Origin of the sequence: Sphingobacterium composti (assembly GCF_009829075.1) — a bacterium.
Taxonomy (GTDB): Bacteria; Bacteroidota; Bacteroidia; order Sphingobacteriales; family Sphingobacteriaceae; genus Sphingobacterium; species Sphingobacterium composti.
On sequence record NZ_WUQZ01000026.1, the window covers coordinates 1 to 18,628 of the forward strand.

Here is an 18,628-nt window from a genome sequence, read left to right on the forward strand (position 1 = left end):
TTAACAGCTCCCTTTGCACTGCGGAATTTAGCCCAGTCAAATACACTTAAGCATAAGGGAATAATAGTAGCATCCATGAGATATACTTTACGTTTAAGCCTATTAAGCTCAGCTCGTCTAGGAGAATTTTTATGCCACAGATGATCTAAAAGTTTGTAGTAAAGATCTCGGAATAGACGATGATCACGATGTTTGTTAATGTAGGAAAGATTGGATTTGCTAGGCGTTCTAGAGATACCCATATGACTCATGTTTCCTGTAGTACTACGAAGACCATTAGAGATATCACGAACGGAATCAGCCGATGAAAGATGGCAGAAAAGCATACTCACAAAATGTGTCCAGCTATTAATTCCCTTGTGATGTTTATCGGACTGATATTGTTGAACCAATTTGTTGAAAATATTGCGATTTACTAGTCCTAATATTTGAAAAAATACATTTATATTTACCATGGCGGTTGGTGGTTTTTAGCGAAATAAATATAGCAATCTCTGCTATATAAATCCACCGCCATTTTTTTCCTTATTTAGGACGCTTCTGTTGCTTCATTTTATTTGGCGTTATAAGCTAATTAATCAATCCTCCTTAATTACAACGAATGGAGATCCGATACGTATTTTAGATTTTGGACAACTAAATAATGATGCTGGTCCTGATTTTGAGTTAGCAAAAGTTGAAATTCATAATAGATTGTGGGTTGGCAATATTGAACTGCATGTCAAATCTATTGATTGGCAAAAACATGAGCATCATCTTGATCCTCGTTATAATTCAACGATATTGCATGTAGTATGGGATAATACTTCTGAAGAGCGAGTTATTCGTATGGATGGATCAATTATGCCTACTTTAGAATTGAAGAGGTATGTAGATCATACGTTATTGCAGCAATACCAATACTTAATGGAAAATGAGCAATGGATAGCTTGTCAAAATCTTCTATATAAGGTATCGGAATTAACTATTTCTACATGGCTAGATCGCTTGGTTATAGAACGCCTTGAGCTAAAAATTAAAGATATAAAATTGTGGTCTAACATTATAGGATATGATTGGGAGAAGATTCAATTGATAGCATTGGGAAGAGCATTTGGAATGAAGGTCAATAGCGGTGCTTTTGAGAAGTTAATGTTTAATATAAACGTTAATTTGCTATTCAAATACAGCAATAATTCTTTTAAATTAGAAGCATTATTATTTGGCAGTGCAGGATTTTTGTCAAGCGAAAAGAATACTGAAGACTATTATTTAGATTTAAAAACAGAATTTGACTATTTAAGACAGCTACATGGTTTAAAAAGTATGAACGCATTAGAATGGAAATTCTTGCGTATGCGACCATTTAATTTTCCGACTTTCCGTTTAGCACAATTTATCGGTCTTATAAGTAAGCGAGTACAATGGTTTGAGTTTATGCGCTCAGCTTCTCTTGGAGAGCTGAAAGAAAGTCTGGAATCGATAAGCACATCAGGATATTGGGCAGAACATTTTCACTTTAATAAACCTTCACGACGCCCTCATGAAACATTCTTAACGAAAGACTTTATAGAGCATATTCTCTTAAATGCCTTTGTGCCTGTATTGTTTGCCTATGGAAAATATGTTGGTGATGCTGACCTACAAAACAAAGCTATTGATTGGTTACAACAATTACATGTAGAAAAAAATAAAGTCATTACCAGTTTTCAAACATGTGGCATAAAGGTGCATAACGCAGCTGATTTGCAAGCATTATTGCATTTATACAAAAATTATTGTGCACAAAAAAAATGTTTGGATTGTGCGATTGGATATAGTGTTTTAAGTCGTTAAGAAATATTTAAAATTTCAGCAATTTCTCTAAATCCTTTCTTTGCAGCTAGGTCAGCAGCAGAATCGCCAGCATCTGTTTTAAATGTGATATCAGCACCTTGTTCCAAGAGTATAATTATTAAATCAATATTTCCATGTTGTGCAGCAAAATGCAAAGGCGTAAGACCGCCATGTTGTCTCACATTCACGTCTGCACCTGCCTCTATGAGCATTTTACTAATTAAATCGTTGTTGTTATTGAAAGCTGCATGAATAGGAAATACCTGATAGCCATTTTGAGAAGGGATATTCGGATTTGCTCTGTGTGTTAATAATAGGCGAATTATGTCCTCTTGGTTAAAGTGTGTCGCTATTCCTAATGGTGTAAAACCATGAGAAGAAAATTCCTCAATAATTTCTTTTTTATGCTCAATCATCATTTGGACGTGTTGGAGCAAACCTGCAGCACATGCTTCATGAATAGTAATACTGGTGGTATAATTAAGGATTACTTGAATAATTTGAGGCTTATTATAATAGCAAGCAAGCAAAAGTGGAGAGATATCATGACTAGTTTTCTCTTTGAGTAAGGAAGCATTATTATTCAATAGTCGTTCTAAATCCAAATGATTTCCTGTCTCAATATATTCTTCAAGATTTGTAATCCCCATAGTCTATAATATTTGTGCTTCCTAAGTAAATAAAAATATTTAAAATAATCAGATTATGTGGATAATTTTTCAATTCGGGTCTTAATAAAATTTTAATTCAAAGTGTCATAAAGTAAGCGATGTGATATTAAGTTTTTGTGATTTTTGCTTACGTTTTTGCTTGTTAAAATGCTTTGTAGTACGATAACTACAAATTTATTTGAAGTGTTAATGAATTAATGCATTTTTCTTGTAGTTAAGAAAACTCTTCTTACTTTTGTTATGCCCTCCCCAAGGGCATGTTTTTCATAGGTAGATGTAGGGGTCGAATATTTCTTATTCGACCCTTTTTTATTTAGCTTTGTTTTTATGAATAAAAGGAAGATAATTGTTGCAATTACGGGAGCGTCTGGATCTATTTACGCTAAAGTTTTATTGGACAAACTCACTATGCTTGGAGATGATCAAATTGCTAATGTAGGAGTAGTCATGTCTGATAATGCAAAGGATGTGTGGCGATATGAGTTAGGAAATGATTCTTACCAAAATTATGATTTTACCTTTTATTCAAAAAATGATTTCATGGCACCCTTTGCGTCTGGATCTGCACAATACGATAGTATGATCGTTTGTCCTTGTTCGATGGGAACATTAGCGCGTATTGCAACAGGGACTTCGTCAGATTTGACTACACGTGCAGCTGATGTGATATTGAAAGAACGTCGGAAATTAGTGCTGATAACGCGTGAAACACCACTGAACTTAATCCATATTAATAATATGGCTACTGTAACTCAAGCTGGTGGAATAATTTGTCCAGCTTCTCCTTCATTCTATAGCTTGCCCCAATCCATGGAAGATATTGCTTCTACTGTTGTAGATAGAGTATTATCACTTATCGATTTGAAAATCGATACGTATCGTTGGGGAGAGAAATAACGATTAACGCTCAAAATCCTTCTTTGTCTAAATGCATTTTTGTGTACATTTGTCTTTTGATGAAAAAACACAAAAATATCGTCTATTTATGGGGCAGCTTCAATGCGATTTCTATGGATATGATGTGTTATCTACCGTGTTTATCCCTAAAACTAAAATTTCAAATTCCAATATTTTTTAAGAATTAATATCTCATGAGTACATTTCTAATTACTTCTGCCAAATTGATTTCACCAGGTCATACTTTTCATGGTCAACAAGTCGATATATTGATAAAAGATGGAGTAATTGCAGATATAGCTGATAAATTAGCCATTTCGGAAAAAAATGTTCAAACTGTAGATGCATCAGGAGCAGTAGTAAGTGTCGGTTTTTTTGATTTGAATACCAATATTGGTGAGCCAGGTTACGAAACTAAAGAAAATGTTTATACTGGAACAGCTGCAGCAGCAGCCGGAGGTTTTACTGGAATAGCGGTTCATCCTAACACTAACCCTTCGATCCAAAGCCGCTCTGAAGTTTCTTTATTGGTTAATGCAGCTAAAGGTAATTTAGTGGATGTACATCCAATAGGAGCGATTTCAAAAAAACGTGAAGGTAATGAATTGGCTGAATTGTACGATATGAAGATCAATGGTGCATTAGCATTTTGCGATGGTAACAGAAGTGTACAACAGGCTGGTCTAATGGGTAGAGCATTATTGTATTCTAAAGGATTCAATGGATTGGTAATATCTTTTGCGCAAGATGATTCTATCGCTGGAGGTAATCAAATGAATGAGGGTGTAATGAGTACCTACTTGGGTATGAAAGGAATTCCAAATTTAGCAGAGTCCCTAATGGTGTCACGTGATCTTTACTTGGCAGAATATAACGATGCGCCTATTCATTTTACAACTATTTCGACAGCTGAATCCGTCGAATTAATTAAGAAAGCAAAAGCCAAAGGAATTAAAGTAACTTGTGATGTGGCTGCTCACAATTTATTATTTACGGATGATGATGTCGTGGGATTTGATTCTAACTACAAGGTTAGTCCACCATTGCGCACGAAAAAAGATGTAAAAGCGTTATTAAAAGGTTTAAAGGAAGGTGTTATTGATGCAATTGTATCACAACATACCCCACAAGAAATAGAATTCAAAGCTGTAGAATTCCAAATTGCTAAGAATGGTATCACTGGTTTGCAAACAGTACTGCCTATTTTGCTCAAGGCAGGGTTGTCTGAGGAGGAAATTGTTGATAAATTAGTAGTTGGTTCGCGCAAAGTGGTTGGTTTGGATTTACCAACAATTGAAAAAGGAGCAAAGGCGAATTTAGTTGTATTTGATACAAAAGAGAAATGGATATTTGACGAAAAGTCAAATAAATCGAAAGGTAAAAACAACCCATTGTTCGGAAGCGAACTTACAGGTAAAGTAAAATTGGTTGTAAATAATAACCAATTGATTTTAAATAATTAATACTATGGATAGAAAAGTACAAAATGCATTAGAAGCAGGTATTGCTTCTTACGCATCAATCGAAAATATTGAAAGTTCAGATTTTTATGCTGCACTCAAAAATGCCTTTGAATTAGATGCTCCATTCATGGAAAAAGTGGAAGCGTTGGATGCGGTGTTTGATGATTACCAACCTTTTGATGAATTGAGAGAACTTGCTTTTGATTTGTTGATGATTAATTTCTTTGCTGAAGATGTTCAAAAGCTGGAAGAGGATTATTTGGATTCAGAAGAATGGGAGCAAATAGAAGAAGATACATTGGATCGTGGTACAGAATTGCTTAATGTATTCTTGTATTTGAAAGAATGCGCAGATGACGAAATTGAGGCCGATTTGGATGATTACCTAAAAGAATTCTTGTTGGTAGAAGAAGATGAATTTCAAGATGAACACCGTATCTACGAAAAAGTGATCGCAAACCAAATTTTGGTAGAATCTGATTATTCAGAGATTGCTAAAGTAGCGAAGACTGTTGGTCCAATGGAAGAGTTGTATGAATTATTCAACCCAATTGTTTCATTCTTTTACGAACCGAATCCTACAGCTGAGCAATTAGAGCAATTCTCTACTCATGCATCGAATAAGTCGTATGAAACAGCAATTTATCAAGTTATCGTTAATTTCAATAAATAAGATATGGTCGAAGGTAAATTCGCTGAAGCTGGATTTAATGCTTCTTACAATAAAAAGGAAAGTATTAAATACGGTGTTATTTTAGGGGTAATTTCATTTATTTTAGGCTTAATAGTATTATTTATAAGCCGTAATATGCAGTCGTTTTGGGTGTTGACGTCAATGTCGTTTATTATCAATACAATTTTGTATATGGTTTTTGCCTTGGTGTTTGCTTATTCATTACGTAAAATTAATGGAGGTTTCTGGAATTTTTCAATTGCTTTAAAATCGACATTTTTAATGTTGTTGGTGTCTACAGTGCTAGCCACAGTATCTACTACTGTTTTTGTCCATGTTATCAACCCAAGTTTGCAAGAGGAAGTTTTGCGTAACACGATTAATATCACTATTGAGCAATTGGAAAATAGTGGAGCGCCGGATGATGTGATTGATTCACGTGTTGCAACTTTAGAGGAACAAATGAATTCATTAGGGCAACTAACTGTGAAAGATACATTTCGTAGTTTGATGATATCTATTTTAATGCAATTCATATTCTCGCTAATCTTAGCTGCTATTACGCGTAATGAGAAGCTTTCGCATGGGCAACCAGTAAATTTTAACTAATTCTGAACACCTTAACCATAAGTACGATATAAAAAATGGATATATCTGTAGTAATCCCGTTATACAACGAAGAAGAATCTTTGCCTGAACTAACTGATTGGATTCGTCGCGTTATGCTAACGCACAATTTTTCTTATGAAATTATCTTAGTTGATGATGGTAGCAAGGATTCATCTTGGCAAGTGATAATGGATTTGAAGAAAACGCACGAACAAATTTCAGGAATCAAGTTCAGAAGAAATTACGGAAAATCTGCGGCATTGAATGTTGGCTTTGCTGCTACGCAAGGGGATGTCGTGATTACGATGGATGCAGATTTACAAGATAGTCCAGACGAAATTCCAGAATTATACGATAGAGTAATGAATCAAGGTGCAGATTTAGTTTCTGGATGGAAACAAAAACGTTATGATCCCTTGACAAAAACTATTCCTACTAAATTGTTTAATGCTGTTACACGCAGTGTTTCTGGAATTGACAATTTACATGATTTCAATTGTGGCTTGAAAGCTTATAAAAAAGACGTGGTTAAAAGTATTGAAGTATATGGTGAAATGCATCGCTACATTCCCGTCATTGCAAAGTGGGCTGGATTTACAAATATTCAAGAACAGGTAGTACAGCATTATCCCCGTAAATATGGTACGACTAAATTTGGACCTGGACGATTTGTGAAAGGCTTTCTTGATTTAATGTCAATCTTCTTTGTTGGAAAGTTTGGTAAACGTCCAATGCATTTTTTTGGACCTGTTGGTGTAGTTAGTTTTCTCATTGGATTTTTTATCACGGTCTATTTGATTAGTGAAAAGTTAATGAGTATTGCAAATGGTACGGATTATCGTAATGTGACTGATCAGCCCTTATTTTTCTTATCATTGTTGGCGATTATGATTGGTACACAGTTGTTTTTGACTGGTTTTATTGCGGAATTGCTTTCTAGAAATAGTTCAGAAAGAAATAAATATCATATTGAACGTGTAATCTAAGTATATGTTTTTCTCTATCATTATACCTCTTTACAACAGACCAGAAGAAATTAAGGAATTGTTGACATCATTATTGCAACAAACTTATAAATCATTTGAGGTAATCATTGTAGAGGATGGATCGAGTAGAACTGCGGAAGAAATTGTTAGGTCATTTTCAGATCGTTTGGATATCCAATATTTCAAGAAGAATAACGAAGGACAGGGTTTTGCACGTAATTATGGTTTTGAACGCGCAAAAGGTGATTACTTTATAGTATTTGATTCGGATATTTTAGTTCCTAATACATATTTAGAGATTGTAGAGAAGGCAATCAACGAGCACCAGTTGGATGCATTTGGAGGTCCAGATGCAGCACATGAATCTTTTACTACTATTCAAAAGGCAATAAGCTATTCGATGACAAGTCCTTTTACGACAGGAGGGATCAGAGGAAATAATAAACATGTAGGGCAATTTCATCCGAGAAGTTTTAATATGGGGATTTCGAGAAAAATCTTCGAAACTATTGGAGGTTATAAGTTATCGCGACGCTCAGAAGATATCGAGTACAGTATTCGCATGATAAATTCGGGGTTTAAAGTAGGTTTGATTCCTCAGGCGTATGTATATCATAAGCGAAGAACTAGCTTTCCTCAGTTTTATAAACAAACTAATGCTTTTGGGAAAGGTAGGATAGATATTTCAATACTATATCCCAAAGAATTAAAATTAGTTCATGCTTTGCCAGCAGTTTTTACTTTTGGGGTTATAACACTGATCGTATTAAATATAATTAATTACAGCATATTTACAGACTTCAGGCCTTTGCAGATATTAGTGTATTTAGGTAATAGCTTTTTGGTGATGTACACAGTTTTGTTATTTGTGCATGCATTGTTTGCGACTAAAAGTCTTGCTGTGGCGTTGAATGGAGTAATAGCTGCATACACACAACTTTTTGCGTATGGTACAGGTTTTATGACAAATTATATAGATCGTATTTGGTTGAATAAAAATACTTCTAAGTAATCTTATTATTTATCGTGGTTTCTATTACACAATATAATTTAGACAAAATTGAAAATCTATTATTAGATTTGGGATATAAGGTTCGTTATGAAAAGGGGAATTTTAAAACGGGCGCTTGTGTTATACAAAATACAAAAATGATTATTGTAAACAAGTTCTCAAACTTAGAAATTAAAATCAATTCGTTGATTTTGCTTTTAAGAGAATTTGAAGTTACTAAAGAAGATTTGGACGACAAGCAATGGACATTTTATAAGTCATTGATCAAAAAGCAAGAAGCATAATTGAAAGTTAGATTTTTAGGTACGGGAACTTCGCAAGGTGTGCCAGTCATAGCTTGTGATTGTGTGGTTTGTACATCTACAGACGTACATGATAATCGCTTACGCTCCTCTATTCTAATCGAATTAGATAATGGTCGCAATATTGTTATTGATACAGGACCGGACTTTCGGTATCAGATGTTACGAGCAGGTGTCAAGCATTTAGACGCAGTGCTAATGACTCATTCGCACAAAGATCATATCGCAGGATTGGATGATGTTCGTGCATTCAACTACCAACAACAAAAAGCCATTTCTATCTATTCCAATACAGCGACTTTGGAAGCATTACAGCGCGAATTTTATTACGCTTTTTCAGCGATCAAATATCCTGGTGTTCCGCAGTTAGAATTAAAAGAGATTCGACCGCTTGATACTTTTGATATTTTTGGAACTACTATTTTACCTTTTGAAGTATTGCATTATAAGATGCCCGTTTTAGGATTTAGAATAGGAAATTTTGCCTATATCACAGATGCTAAGACGGTGACTCAAGAATCAAAATCAGTTTTGGAAGGTGTGGATGTATTAGTGGTGAATGCTCTGCAAGAAGAAACACATATTTCACATTTCACGTTAGATGAAGCCCTTGATTTTATTGCAGAAATAAATCCTTCAAAAGCTTATTTGACTCATATAAGCCATCGATTTGGTTCGCATGAGTATATTCAGTCCATACTGCCCCCCAATGTATTTCCTGCATACGATCAGCTAACCTTCGAGACAAAATAATTTATCGATTATCAAACTTTTCTAATTTTTAGTTGTTATAACCTAAAATAATTAATTCACTAGGTTCACAATTATAAAATTTAGAAATATGGGAAATCTACTTTATTTAATCGCAGTGGTATTGGTAATAATATGGGCGATTAGTTTCTTGGGAGGTTATGCAACTGGTGGTATCATCCACATTTTGTTGGTAATTGCAATCATTGTTGTATTATTACGAATCATACGCGGTAATGCTTAGTAAATAAGTTTACTTTGTATGTGCATACAGTTTGGCTATTTCAAAGTCTTCTGCGAAAGTCAGTTTGATATTTTTATAACTGCTTTCAATGAGATGGATGGAATAGCCAATTTTTTCTACGACTGAGGCATCATCAGTAAAAGTTGGAAGTTCCAGTTGTTGATAAGCTTCTTGAAGTACTTGAGCTGGAAAAGTTTGTGGAGTTTGAATCTGCCAAACAGTTTCTCTATCTACAGCATCATTAGCATGATGAGTACCTATTCGAATTGAATTTGTGCTTTTATGTGCCAAAACATTTGATTTTCCTTCAAATGCCATTTCAAACGATCTTTCTATTAAACTTTCTTCTACCAAAGGGCGTGCAGCATCGTGAATAGCGATGGTAGTATCCTCATGAAAAAAAAAGTCTGGAAAACGTGTTTCTAAATAATTTATAGCATTGCGAACACTTTGAAATCTTGTTTTTCCTCCTAATACTAATTCGTGAGGAATATCAAATTTGTATTCTTCACATAACTCGCCCCAATAATCAATCATTTCTGCATGTATCGCTACTATAATTTTATCTGCATGTGCTTCAAAAGCAGATATAGTGTGCATTAATACAGGTTTTTCATTTAGCAACATATATTGCTTTGGTAGATCTGCATTTAACCTAGAACCTGTTCCTCCTGCAGCAATTATAACAACACGACTTAGCATAATAGATTTGAGATTATAAAAAAAGCGTGACTGAAAATAATCACGCTCAAAAATATAGAAAAATATTATTAAAAATCTTAAATGATTAACATGGCATCACCGTAACTGTAGAATTTGTATTTTTCTTTTACAGCTACTTCGTAAGCGTTCATCACATTTTCATAACCACCAAAAGCCGCAATCATTACTAATAATGTTGATTCTGGTGTGTGAAAATTTGTAATCATCGAATTAGCAATACTGAAATCGTAAGGAGGATAAATAAATTTACTTGTCCAATCTGCAGCTGGTTTCAAGCGACGATCAGCAGAGACTGCCGATTCAATAGCACGCATAGAAGTAGTACCAACAGCACAAACACGTCTTTTGTTATCCAATGCTTTATTTACAGTACGTGCAGCTTCATCAGTAATGATGAATTGTTCCGAATCCATTTTATGCTTAGTCAAATCTTCAACTTCTACCGTACGGAATGTTCCCAATCCAACGTGAAGAGTGATTTCTGCAAAGTCAATTCCTTTTAATTCCAAACGCTTCATCAATTCGCGTGAAAAATGTAGTCCAGCAGTTGGAGCTGCTACAGCACCTTCATTTTTAGCGTAGATAGTTTGGTAGCGGAATTTATCTTCAGGAGTAGCTTTACGTTTTATGTATTTCGGAAGTGGTGTTTCACCTAATATTTCGATATTACGACGAAATTCTTCATCAGTTCCATCAAATAAGAAACGAATAGTACGTCCTCTTGAAGTTGTGTTATCTACTACTTCCGCTACTAATAAATCATCATCTCCAAAATACAATTTATTACCAACACGGATTTTACGAGCTGGATCTACCAATACGTCCCAAAGACGTAATTCTTTGTTAAGCTCGCGTAATAAGAAAACTTCGATAGTAGCACCAGTTTTTTCTTTATTACCATACATACGTGCAGGGAATACTTTGGTATTGTTCAAAATCATTACGTCCTTATCATCAAAATAATCTAGAACGTCTTTGAAAATCTTATGCTCAATTTTACCAGTGTCCTTATGAAGTACCATTAGACGTGCTTCATCACGGTGTTCAGAAGGTTCATTTGCTAATAGAGATTCAGGTAAGTTGAATTTAAATTGTGATAATTTCATTTGTATCCGTTTAATGTTTATTTGCCAGCTTACAGGGCTAGCTAAAAGCATACAAAGGTACGTATTTAAAAGAATATTATCGCACTATTACGTAAATATATGATGCTAAAATGAGAATTAAACAAATGGGTTTTATCAAGTGTTTTATGAAGAGTAAAAGAAATGTGAAAATTAATTAAAAGATTATGAAAAATAATTGTAATTTAAAATCCATTAAACAATCAGACTAAACTAATTACTATTAAATTATGACTGACACAAAGAAAGAAGGCATAGCTTCTGATCTAATTACTGAGGAAACTTTAGAGAATATTCAGCACGTTAATAATCCAGTATTGGATTTACCGACCATTGAAAAGACATATTTACAAGATGTTAAAAGCTTTACTAAAGAGGGGAATAACTACATATTTTCCGATGGCAAGGCGCGTGTTGAAATTAAAATTGTATCGGATGATATCATTCGAGTACGTTTAGCACCTATTGGTGTGTTTTTAGATGATTTTTCATATGCTGTAGTAGAGCAGGAGCACGAGCCTCATGCATATGAAGTTTCTGAAGACGAAAACAATTATTTTGTTAGCACGAATAACGTTACCTGCACTATAACTAAAAAGAATTTTTTAGTTTCTTTTGCTGATGCTAAAGGGAAATTAATGAATTCTGATTATTCTCCAATGCACTGGGAGGAGAATCAAGATTTTGGTGGCTATTACGTGTATGCTACGAAAAAAGCTTTTAATGATGAAGTGTTTTTTGGATGTGGAGATAAAGCTTCTCATCTAAATCTTAGAGGTAGAAGAATTATAAATTGGAATTCGGACACTTATTCCTATGCTTTCAATCAAGAACCTTTATACAAAACGATTCCTTTCTATTTAGGTGTGACGGGAGGTGACGCATATGGCATCTTTTTCGACAATACATTTAAAACTTATTTTGATTTTGCTGCCGAGCATAATGATCAAACTAGTTTTTGGTCAGAAGGTGGTGAATTACAATATTATTATATCCACGGACCACAATTAATAGATGTGGTAAAGCGTTATCACGACTTGACGGGTACGCATTACCTTCCTCCAATGTGGGCTATCGGTTATCATCAATGTCGATGGAGTTATTATCCAGAAGCTAATGTACGTCACGTCGCAGAGCAATTTCGTAAGCGTGAAATACCTTGTGACGCCATATATTTAGATATTGACTATATGGATGGCTATCGATGCTTTACTTGGAATAAGAAATATTTTCCAGACCCAAGAAAAATGATTTCTGATCTTGCTGCTAATGGATTTAAGACTGTAGTAATGATTGACCCTGGAATTAAGGTTGATGAAAATTATTGGGTGTTCAAAGAAGGGCAAGATAACAAATACTTCTGTAGACGTGGAGACGATTATTTCATGGAAGGATTTGTTTGGCCTGGGCGATGTCAGTTTCCTGATTATACGAACCCTAAAGTAAGGGAATGGTGGGGAGGTTTATATAAGGGTTTAGTAGAAGATGGAGTAGCAGGCTTCTGGAATGATATGAATGAGCCAGCAATTTTTGGTAAAGGAACATTCCCTGACGATGTTAGACATTATTACGAAGGATATCGTGGCTCACATCGCAAAGCGCATAATATTTACGGGATGCAAATGGTACGCGCCACATATGATGGATTGAAAAAATTATATCGTAATAAAAGACCTTTCACGATTACACGTGCAGCTTATTCAGGGACTCAACGTTATTCATCCGTGTGGACGGGAGATAATATTGCTACATGGGAACATTTAAGGATCGGTACATTACAATTGCAACGTCTATCCATGTCGGGTTTGTCTTTCTGTGGAACAGATATTGGAGGTTTTACGGGAAATCCAGACGGAGAACTATACACACGTTGGATGCAATTTGGTGTTTTCTCACCATTTATGCGTGTACACTCCGCAGGTGACACTGTTGATAGAGAACCGTGGTCATTTGGTCCAGAATGGGAAGCAATCTGTAAAAAATTTATTGAATTACGTTATAAATTGCTACCTTATATTTATTCAATCTTTTGGCAACAACATAAATACGGATTGCCGATACTAAGGCCTGTGGCAATGTTAGAACAGGATGTGTATAAGAACTTATTGCGAGAGGAAGAATTTGCTTTTGGAGATAAGATTTTGGTATCACCTGTTCTAAATCCTGGACAAAAATCAAAAGTTGTTTATCTACCGCAAGGTAATTGGTATTACTATTTCAATAATACGATGTACAAGGGCGCAAACGAAATAGAAATAGCAACTCCTTTTGATGAAATGCCAATTTTTGTAAAAGCAGGTACAGTGATGGCTGAATATCCCGTGATGCAATATACTGGTGAGAAAAAAATGGAATCGCTTAAACTATTAATGTATTTCGACGAAGGCGAAAATCATAGTTATGGTTATACAGATCATGGAGATACTTTCGCTTACGAGCAAAATATATATTTAGAAAAGCACTTCATACAGAATAGTACAAAAACTAGTGTGAAGTTATTGCAACAGCGTGAAGGATTATTTACTGAAAGATACGATGATTATAAAATTTACCCTATAGGATTACCATTTGTTTCTCAGAAAGTAATGGTTGATGGAATAGCATTAGATTTTCAAACTGATGAAGATGGTAATAAATACATTTTGGTAGATAATGATTTTAAAAAATTAACCATTGAATAATATACTATTATGAGTAAAGCTGTTGAAGTTTTTTCCCTATTCACAGATTTCGATATCAGTCTGTTTAGAAGTGGAAAGCATTATCGTCTATATGAAAAATTTGGTTCACAGACTGTCTTTTTGGACGGACGACAAGGCGTATACTTTGCCGTATGGGCACCTAATGCTAAAAAGATTTCCGTGATTGGAAACTTCAATGGTTGGAATCCATATAGTCACGAATTGTATGTCCGCTGGGATGAAAGTGGTATTTGGGAAGGTGTGATATTCAATATTGGTCTTGGTGAAGTATACAAATACCGAATTGAAACTTATAATGGAGAAATCTTAGAAAAGGCTGATCCATTTTCGCTTGCAATGGAAATTCCTCCAAAAACGGCTTCTGTCGTCTCTACAACATGGCATCAATGGCAAGACGATAAGTGGATGCGTGATCGACATGAAAAAAATCGATTAGATCGTCCAATGTCTGTATATGAATTACATATTGGATCTTGGATACGTGACCCCAATGACCCTGATCGTCTATTGACCTATCGAGAAATCGCGGAAAAGCTAGTTCCATATGTGAAAACGCTTGGTTTTACACACGTTGAATTTATGCCTATAATGGAGCATCCTTATTATCCATCATGGGGGTATCAGATTACGGGATATTTTGCCGCATCATCTCGATATGGTACACCGCAGGAATTGATGTTTCTTATAGAGCAATTACACAAAAATGATATTGGCGTAATTTTAGATTGGGTGCCATCACATTTTCCTGGCGATGCGCATGGACTTTATCGATTCGATGGATCGGCTCTTTATGAACATGAAGACATGCGTAAAGGATTTCATCCTGATTGGAAATCATATATTTTCAATTATGGACATAATGAGGTACGCTCTTTTCTTATCAGTAATGCTATCTTTTGGTTGGATCGTTATCATATAGATGGCCTGCGAGTAGATGCTGTTGCATCCATGTTGTACCTAGATTATTCACGAAATGAAGGAGAGTGGATACCCAATGAATTCGGCGGAAGAGAGAATTTAGAAGCCGTACATTTCCTCAAAGAATTCAATGAAGCTGTGTATGCTAATTATCCAGATGTACAAACTATCGCAGAAGAATCTACATCTTGGCCAGGCGTCAGTAAACCTACTTATGATGGTGGATTGGGATTTGGTATGAAATGGATGATGGGATGGATGCATGATACATTAAATTATTTCAAAGAAGATCCAATTCATCGTAAATATCATCATAGTCAATTGACGTTTTCATCAGTTTATGCATATCACGAACATTTTATGTTGCCCTTGTCACACGATGAAGTAGTTTATGGCAAGCAATCCTTAGTTAATAAAATGTCTGGTGATGAATGGCAAAAATTTGCTAATTTACGTGCACTATATTTGTTCATGTACACCTTTTCTGGCACAAAATTGATATTCATGGGAGGTGAATTTGGACAAACTTCCGAATGGAATGTAAATCAATCTTTAGATTGGCATTTGATGGCTTTCCCTCCGCACAAAGGAATGTTTGAATTTTTGAAGAAACTTAATGCATTATATAAAATGCAACCAGCATTGTACGAAAAAGCTTTCAGTCCCGAAGGATTCGAATGGTTAGAACTTAACGATGCTGATAATAGTGTATTAGCTTACATCCGTAAAGGTCACGATAGATCTAATGATTTGGTCGTGGTATTGAACCTTACACCAGTAGTTCGAGATAGCTATAGAGTTGGAGTTCCTTCAGTAGGAAATTGGGAAGTTGTTTTCAATTCTGATGAGATGGATTATTTTGGTACAGGCCTGACGATTGGAAATATTAAATCTGAGGCTATCCATTGGATGAATCAAGAAAATTCTGTGAACTTAAAGTTACCTCCTTTGGGTGGTATAATATTAAAATTGACAACCTAATAAAATTACAACCTAAACAAATAATACGGTATGAATGTCATTCATCTAAGTGTAGAGTGTTATCCAGTAGCTAAAGTAGGAGGGCTTGCAGATGTGGTAGGTGCTTTACCAAAATATCAACGGAAGCTTGGGATTGATGCCAGTGTAGTCATGCCTTGGTACGATAAACCTTTTGTTAAATCTTATGAACTTGAAATTGTAGCAGAAGGTGGATTTAATCAAGGATCACAATATCTTGACTATACTGTTTTTCATCTTGATGAATCAATTTTAGGTTTTCCATTATATCTTATTAAGGTTCCTGGTTTTCTTGATAGAGAAGAAGTATACGGATATGCAGATGATAGCGAACAATGGTTGGCTTTTCAACATGCCTTTTTACATTGGATATTGAATAATAATATTCGTCCAGATATTATTAACTGTCATGATCATCATGTAGGGCTGATTCCTTTTTTATTAAAGCATGGAAATGACTTTAAGGAGCTGTCGAATATTAAAACATTATTTACTATTCATAACGGGCAATACCAAGGTTGGATGAATTGGAATAAAGGAATTCTTCTTCCAGGATTTGACACATGGAAATGGGGATTATTGGATTGGAGTGGATCTATCAATCCTTTATCGTCTGCAATCCGCTGTTGTGATGCATATTCTACTGTATCGGAAGGTTATTTAGGCGAGCTTGTGCATGAAGCTAAAGGACTAGAAGGCTTATTCATAGAACAATCCTATAAAGCTCACGGTATAGTTAATGGGATTGACTTAGATATTTGGACCCCAGCAAATGATCCTTTGATTAATAGCAAATATAATGCACGGACAGTTAAGAGTGGTAAAAAGAAAAATAAGCAAATCTTTTGTGAGAAAAGTGGAATTTCAAGTGAAGGACTATTATTGACATATATCGGTCGATTTGCACATGAAAAGGGAGCAGATATCTTAGCCGCTGTAATGGATAATTATTATTCGAACAATGAAAAAAAATTAACTATATTTATTTTAGGTTCGGGCGATGAACAAATTCAGGCAGATATTAAACAAGTATTTTCTAAATATGCGCCAAAAATAGCTGTTTACTTTGGATATAATGAAGCATTAGCACATGAAGCATATGCAGCTTCTGATGTTATTCTGATGCCATCACGTGTAGAACCTTGCGGCCTTAACCAACTATACGCACTAAAATATGGTACTATTCCTATTGTTAGAGGAGTAGGCGGATTGAAAGATACTGTTATTGATGTGAATGAAGAGGAAGGATATGGATTTGTATTTAAGGATTTCACAGTAGAAAGTATAGTTAATGCGATTCAGCGAGCTTTAGACTATTACTCTAAAGAAAAGAAATGGTCAGATATTACAAAGAAAGCAATGTCTCTTGATTTTTCATGGGATAAATCAGCACAAAAATATATAGATTTATATAACCAGTTACTCAAATAATTATGTCACACAAAGTTGTATCCATTGTATTAGGAGGAGGTCGTGGTACTCGACTTTATCCGTTGACCGACCAACGTTCGAAGCCAGCTGTCCCAATTGCAGGAAAATATAGATTGGTCGATATTCCGATTTCTAACTGTTTAAATTCGGGTTATAACAAAATATTTGTTTTAACACAATATAATTCGGCTTCACTGAATAAGCACATCAAAAACACATACAATTTTAGTGTGTTTAGTAAAGGTTTCATAGATATTCTAGCCGCTGAACAAACTAATGAGGGGGACAGATGGTTTGAGGGTACTGCCGATGCGGTACGTCGTACGCAGAAGAATTTAGTGAACGTGGACTACGACTACGTACTTATTCTTTCAGGGGATCAATTGTATCAAATGGATTATGCTGCTATGGTTGATTATCACGTGAAAAATGGTGGTGAAATTACTATCGGTACAATCCCAGTAACTGGAAAAGAAGCTACAGGATTTGGTATTTTAAAATCAAGTGAGAATGGCGAAGTCCTATCTTTTATTGAAAAGCCTTCATCTGATTTGTTGCCTGACTGGACTTCAGAAGTGCCTGATAATTTAGCTAATCAAGGACGGAATTTTTTAGCTTCAATGGGTATTTATGTTTTTTCAAAAGGGGTACTTTCACGATTATTAGCTGAAAACCCAGGGATGGATTTTGGAAAAGAGATTATTCCAGAGGCAATTAGTCATAGTAAGGTGTTGAGTTATCCATTTGATAGTTATTGGACGGATATTGGTACTATTTCCTCATTCTTCGAAGCTAATATTAGTTTGACCGATAATATTCCATTGTTTAATTTATTTGGAGAGCCTGTATTTACACGTCCACGCATGTTACCACCATCTAAAGTTTCTGGGTCAACTTTAAATAATGCTTTACTAGCAGATGGTTGTATAATTTTGGGAGATAAAATAGAGCAATCTGTAATTGGTATCCGTTCTCGCATTGGGCGAAGTACGGTTATTAAGCGAACTTATATGATGGGATCTGATTATTATGAGGATTTAAATACTGTTGTAGAAAAAACTAATACGCAGCAACCGCCACCAATTGGAGTTGGTGAAAGATGTTATATAGAAAATGCAATATTGGATAAAAATTGTAGAATAGGCAATGATGTACGGATAGTAGGTGGTGTACATCTTAGTGATGAAGATTCAGATCAATATACAATCTGTGATGGAATAGTAGTGATAAAGAAAAATGCAATTATTCCTAACGGAACTGTGATTGGTCATTAATATTAAAGGGCTTCAAATTTAATTTTGAAGCCCTT

General features: G+C 34.9%; 18 protein-coding genes. 14 read left to right on the forward strand and 4 right to left on the reverse strand.

What is annotated here, in order from left to right; translation table 11 throughout:
- Nucleotides 1-455 (reverse strand): DUF4372 domain-containing protein (locus tag GOQ17_RS13980; protein ID WP_159638365.1); only part of this gene is annotated, 455 nt, incomplete at its 3' end.
- Nucleotides 456-543: 88 nt separating this feature from the next.
- Here GOQ17_RS13980 and GOQ17_RS13985 point away from each other — a divergent pair.
- Complete coding sequence (locus GOQ17_RS13985; RefSeq protein ID WP_159638367.1) at nucleotides 544-1,815, forward strand: DUF2851 family protein; 1,272 nt, start codon at nucleotides 544-546, stop codon at nucleotides 1,813-1,815.
- Here GOQ17_RS13985 and GOQ17_RS13990 read toward each other — a convergent pair.
- Nucleotides 1,812-2,465 (reverse strand): ankyrin repeat domain-containing protein, encoded by a 654-nt coding sequence (locus tag GOQ17_RS13990; RefSeq protein WP_159638369.1) that lies wholly within the window; start codon nucleotides 2,463-2,465, stop codon nucleotides 1,812-1,814. The two genes, GOQ17_RS13985 and GOQ17_RS13990, sit on opposite strands and share 4 nt — an antisense overlap.
- A 348-nt stretch (nucleotides 2,466-2,813) precedes the next feature.
- Here GOQ17_RS13990 and GOQ17_RS13995 point away from each other — a divergent pair, with 348 nt between their 5' ends.
- The 9 genes from GOQ17_RS13995 (at nucleotide 2,814) to GOQ17_RS14035 (ending at nucleotide 9,422) form a co-directional block, all read left to right on the forward strand.
- The gene (locus tag GOQ17_RS13995; RefSeq protein WP_159638371.1) at nucleotides 2,814-3,383 is read left to right on the forward strand and encodes a UbiX family flavin prenyltransferase; all 570 of its coding nucleotides are present in this window, start codon (nucleotides 2,814-2,816) and stop codon (nucleotides 3,381-3,383) included.
- Between the two features lie 194 nt (nucleotides 3,384-3,577).
- A complete protein-coding gene (locus tag GOQ17_RS14000) occupies nucleotides 3,578-4,846 on the forward strand; it encodes a dihydroorotase (RefSeq protein ID WP_159638373.1) in 1,269 nt (422 codons plus the stop codon).
- Between the two features lie 4 nt (nucleotides 4,847-4,850).
- Nucleotides 4,851-5,519, forward strand: coding sequence for a hypothetical protein (locus GOQ17_RS14005; protein WP_159638375.1), 669 nt, complete (start codon nucleotides 4,851-4,853; stop codon nucleotides 5,517-5,519).
- 3 nt (nucleotides 5,520-5,522) lie between these two features.
- Entirely contained in the window at nucleotides 5,523-6,128 is a 606-nt protein-coding gene (locus tag GOQ17_RS14010; RefSeq protein WP_159638377.1) for a DUF4199 domain-containing protein, read from the forward strand.
- A 35-nt stretch (nucleotides 6,129-6,163) separates the two neighbouring features.
- Nucleotides 6,164-7,114, forward strand: a complete 951-nt coding sequence (locus GOQ17_RS14015; protein ID WP_159638379.1) for a glycosyltransferase family 2 protein — start codon at nucleotides 6,164-6,166, stop codon at nucleotides 7,112-7,114.
- Nucleotides 7,115-7,118: 4 nt separating this feature from the next.
- Nucleotides 7,119-8,126 (forward strand): glycosyltransferase, encoded by a 1,008-nt coding sequence (locus GOQ17_RS14020; protein ID WP_159638381.1) that lies wholly within the window; start codon nucleotides 7,119-7,121, stop codon nucleotides 8,124-8,126.
- Nucleotides 8,127-8,263: 137 nt separating this feature from the next.
- On the forward strand, nucleotides 8,264-8,410 hold the full coding sequence (locus GOQ17_RS16430; protein ID WP_236537158.1) for a hypothetical protein: 147 nt from the start codon (nucleotides 8,264-8,266) through the stop codon (nucleotides 8,408-8,410).
- Nucleotides 8,411-9,181, forward strand: a complete 771-nt coding sequence (locus tag GOQ17_RS14030) for an MBL fold metallo-hydrolase (protein WP_159638385.1) — start codon at nucleotides 8,411-8,413, stop codon at nucleotides 9,179-9,181.
- Between the two features lie 88 nt (nucleotides 9,182-9,269).
- On the forward strand, nucleotides 9,270-9,422 hold the full coding sequence (locus GOQ17_RS14035) for a lmo0937 family membrane protein (protein WP_159638387.1): 153 nt from the start codon (nucleotides 9,270-9,272) through the stop codon (nucleotides 9,420-9,422).
- Between the two features lie 9 nt (nucleotides 9,423-9,431).
- On the opposite strand, the gene ispD is transcribed toward GOQ17_RS14035, so the two are convergent.
- A complete protein-coding gene (ispD, locus tag GOQ17_RS14040) occupies nucleotides 9,432-10,124 on the reverse strand; it encodes a 2-C-methyl-D-erythritol 4-phosphate cytidylyltransferase (protein ID WP_159638389.1) in 693 nt (230 codons plus the stop codon).
- Nucleotides 10,125-10,201: 77 nt separating this feature from the next.
- Complete coding sequence (queA, locus tag GOQ17_RS14045; protein ID WP_159638391.1) at nucleotides 10,202-11,251, reverse strand: tRNA preQ1(34) S-adenosylmethionine ribosyltransferase-isomerase QueA; 1,050 nt, start codon at nucleotides 11,249-11,251, stop codon at nucleotides 10,202-10,204.
- 248 nt (nucleotides 11,252-11,499) lie between these two features.
- Between queA and GOQ17_RS14050 the strand changes: the two genes are divergently transcribed.
- From GOQ17_RS14050 to GOQ17_RS14065, 4 genes are read left to right on the forward strand one after another with little or no spacing between them, the layout of a single operon-like run.
- Nucleotides 11,500-13,950, forward strand: a complete 2,451-nt coding sequence (locus GOQ17_RS14050) for a glycoside hydrolase family 31 protein (RefSeq protein WP_159638393.1) — start codon at nucleotides 11,500-11,502, stop codon at nucleotides 13,948-13,950.
- A 9-nt stretch (nucleotides 13,951-13,959) separates the two neighbouring features.
- Nucleotides 13,960-15,870: a 1,4-alpha-glucan branching protein GlgB gene (gene glgB / locus GOQ17_RS14055; RefSeq protein ID WP_159638395.1), complete on the forward strand. Its 1,911-nt coding sequence runs from the start codon at nucleotides 13,960-13,962 to the stop codon at nucleotides 15,868-15,870.
- 30 nt (nucleotides 15,871-15,900) lie between these two features.
- Complete coding sequence (locus GOQ17_RS14060) at nucleotides 15,901-17,319, forward strand: glycogen synthase (RefSeq protein WP_159638397.1); 1,419 nt, start codon at nucleotides 15,901-15,903, stop codon at nucleotides 17,317-17,319.
- Nucleotides 17,320-17,321: 2 nt separating this feature from the next.
- On the forward strand, nucleotides 17,322-18,593 hold the full coding sequence (locus tag GOQ17_RS14065) for a glucose-1-phosphate adenylyltransferase (protein WP_159638399.1): 1,272 nt from the start codon (nucleotides 17,322-17,324) through the stop codon (nucleotides 18,591-18,593).
- The last annotated feature ends 35 nt before the right edge of the window (nucleotides 18,594-18,628 follow it).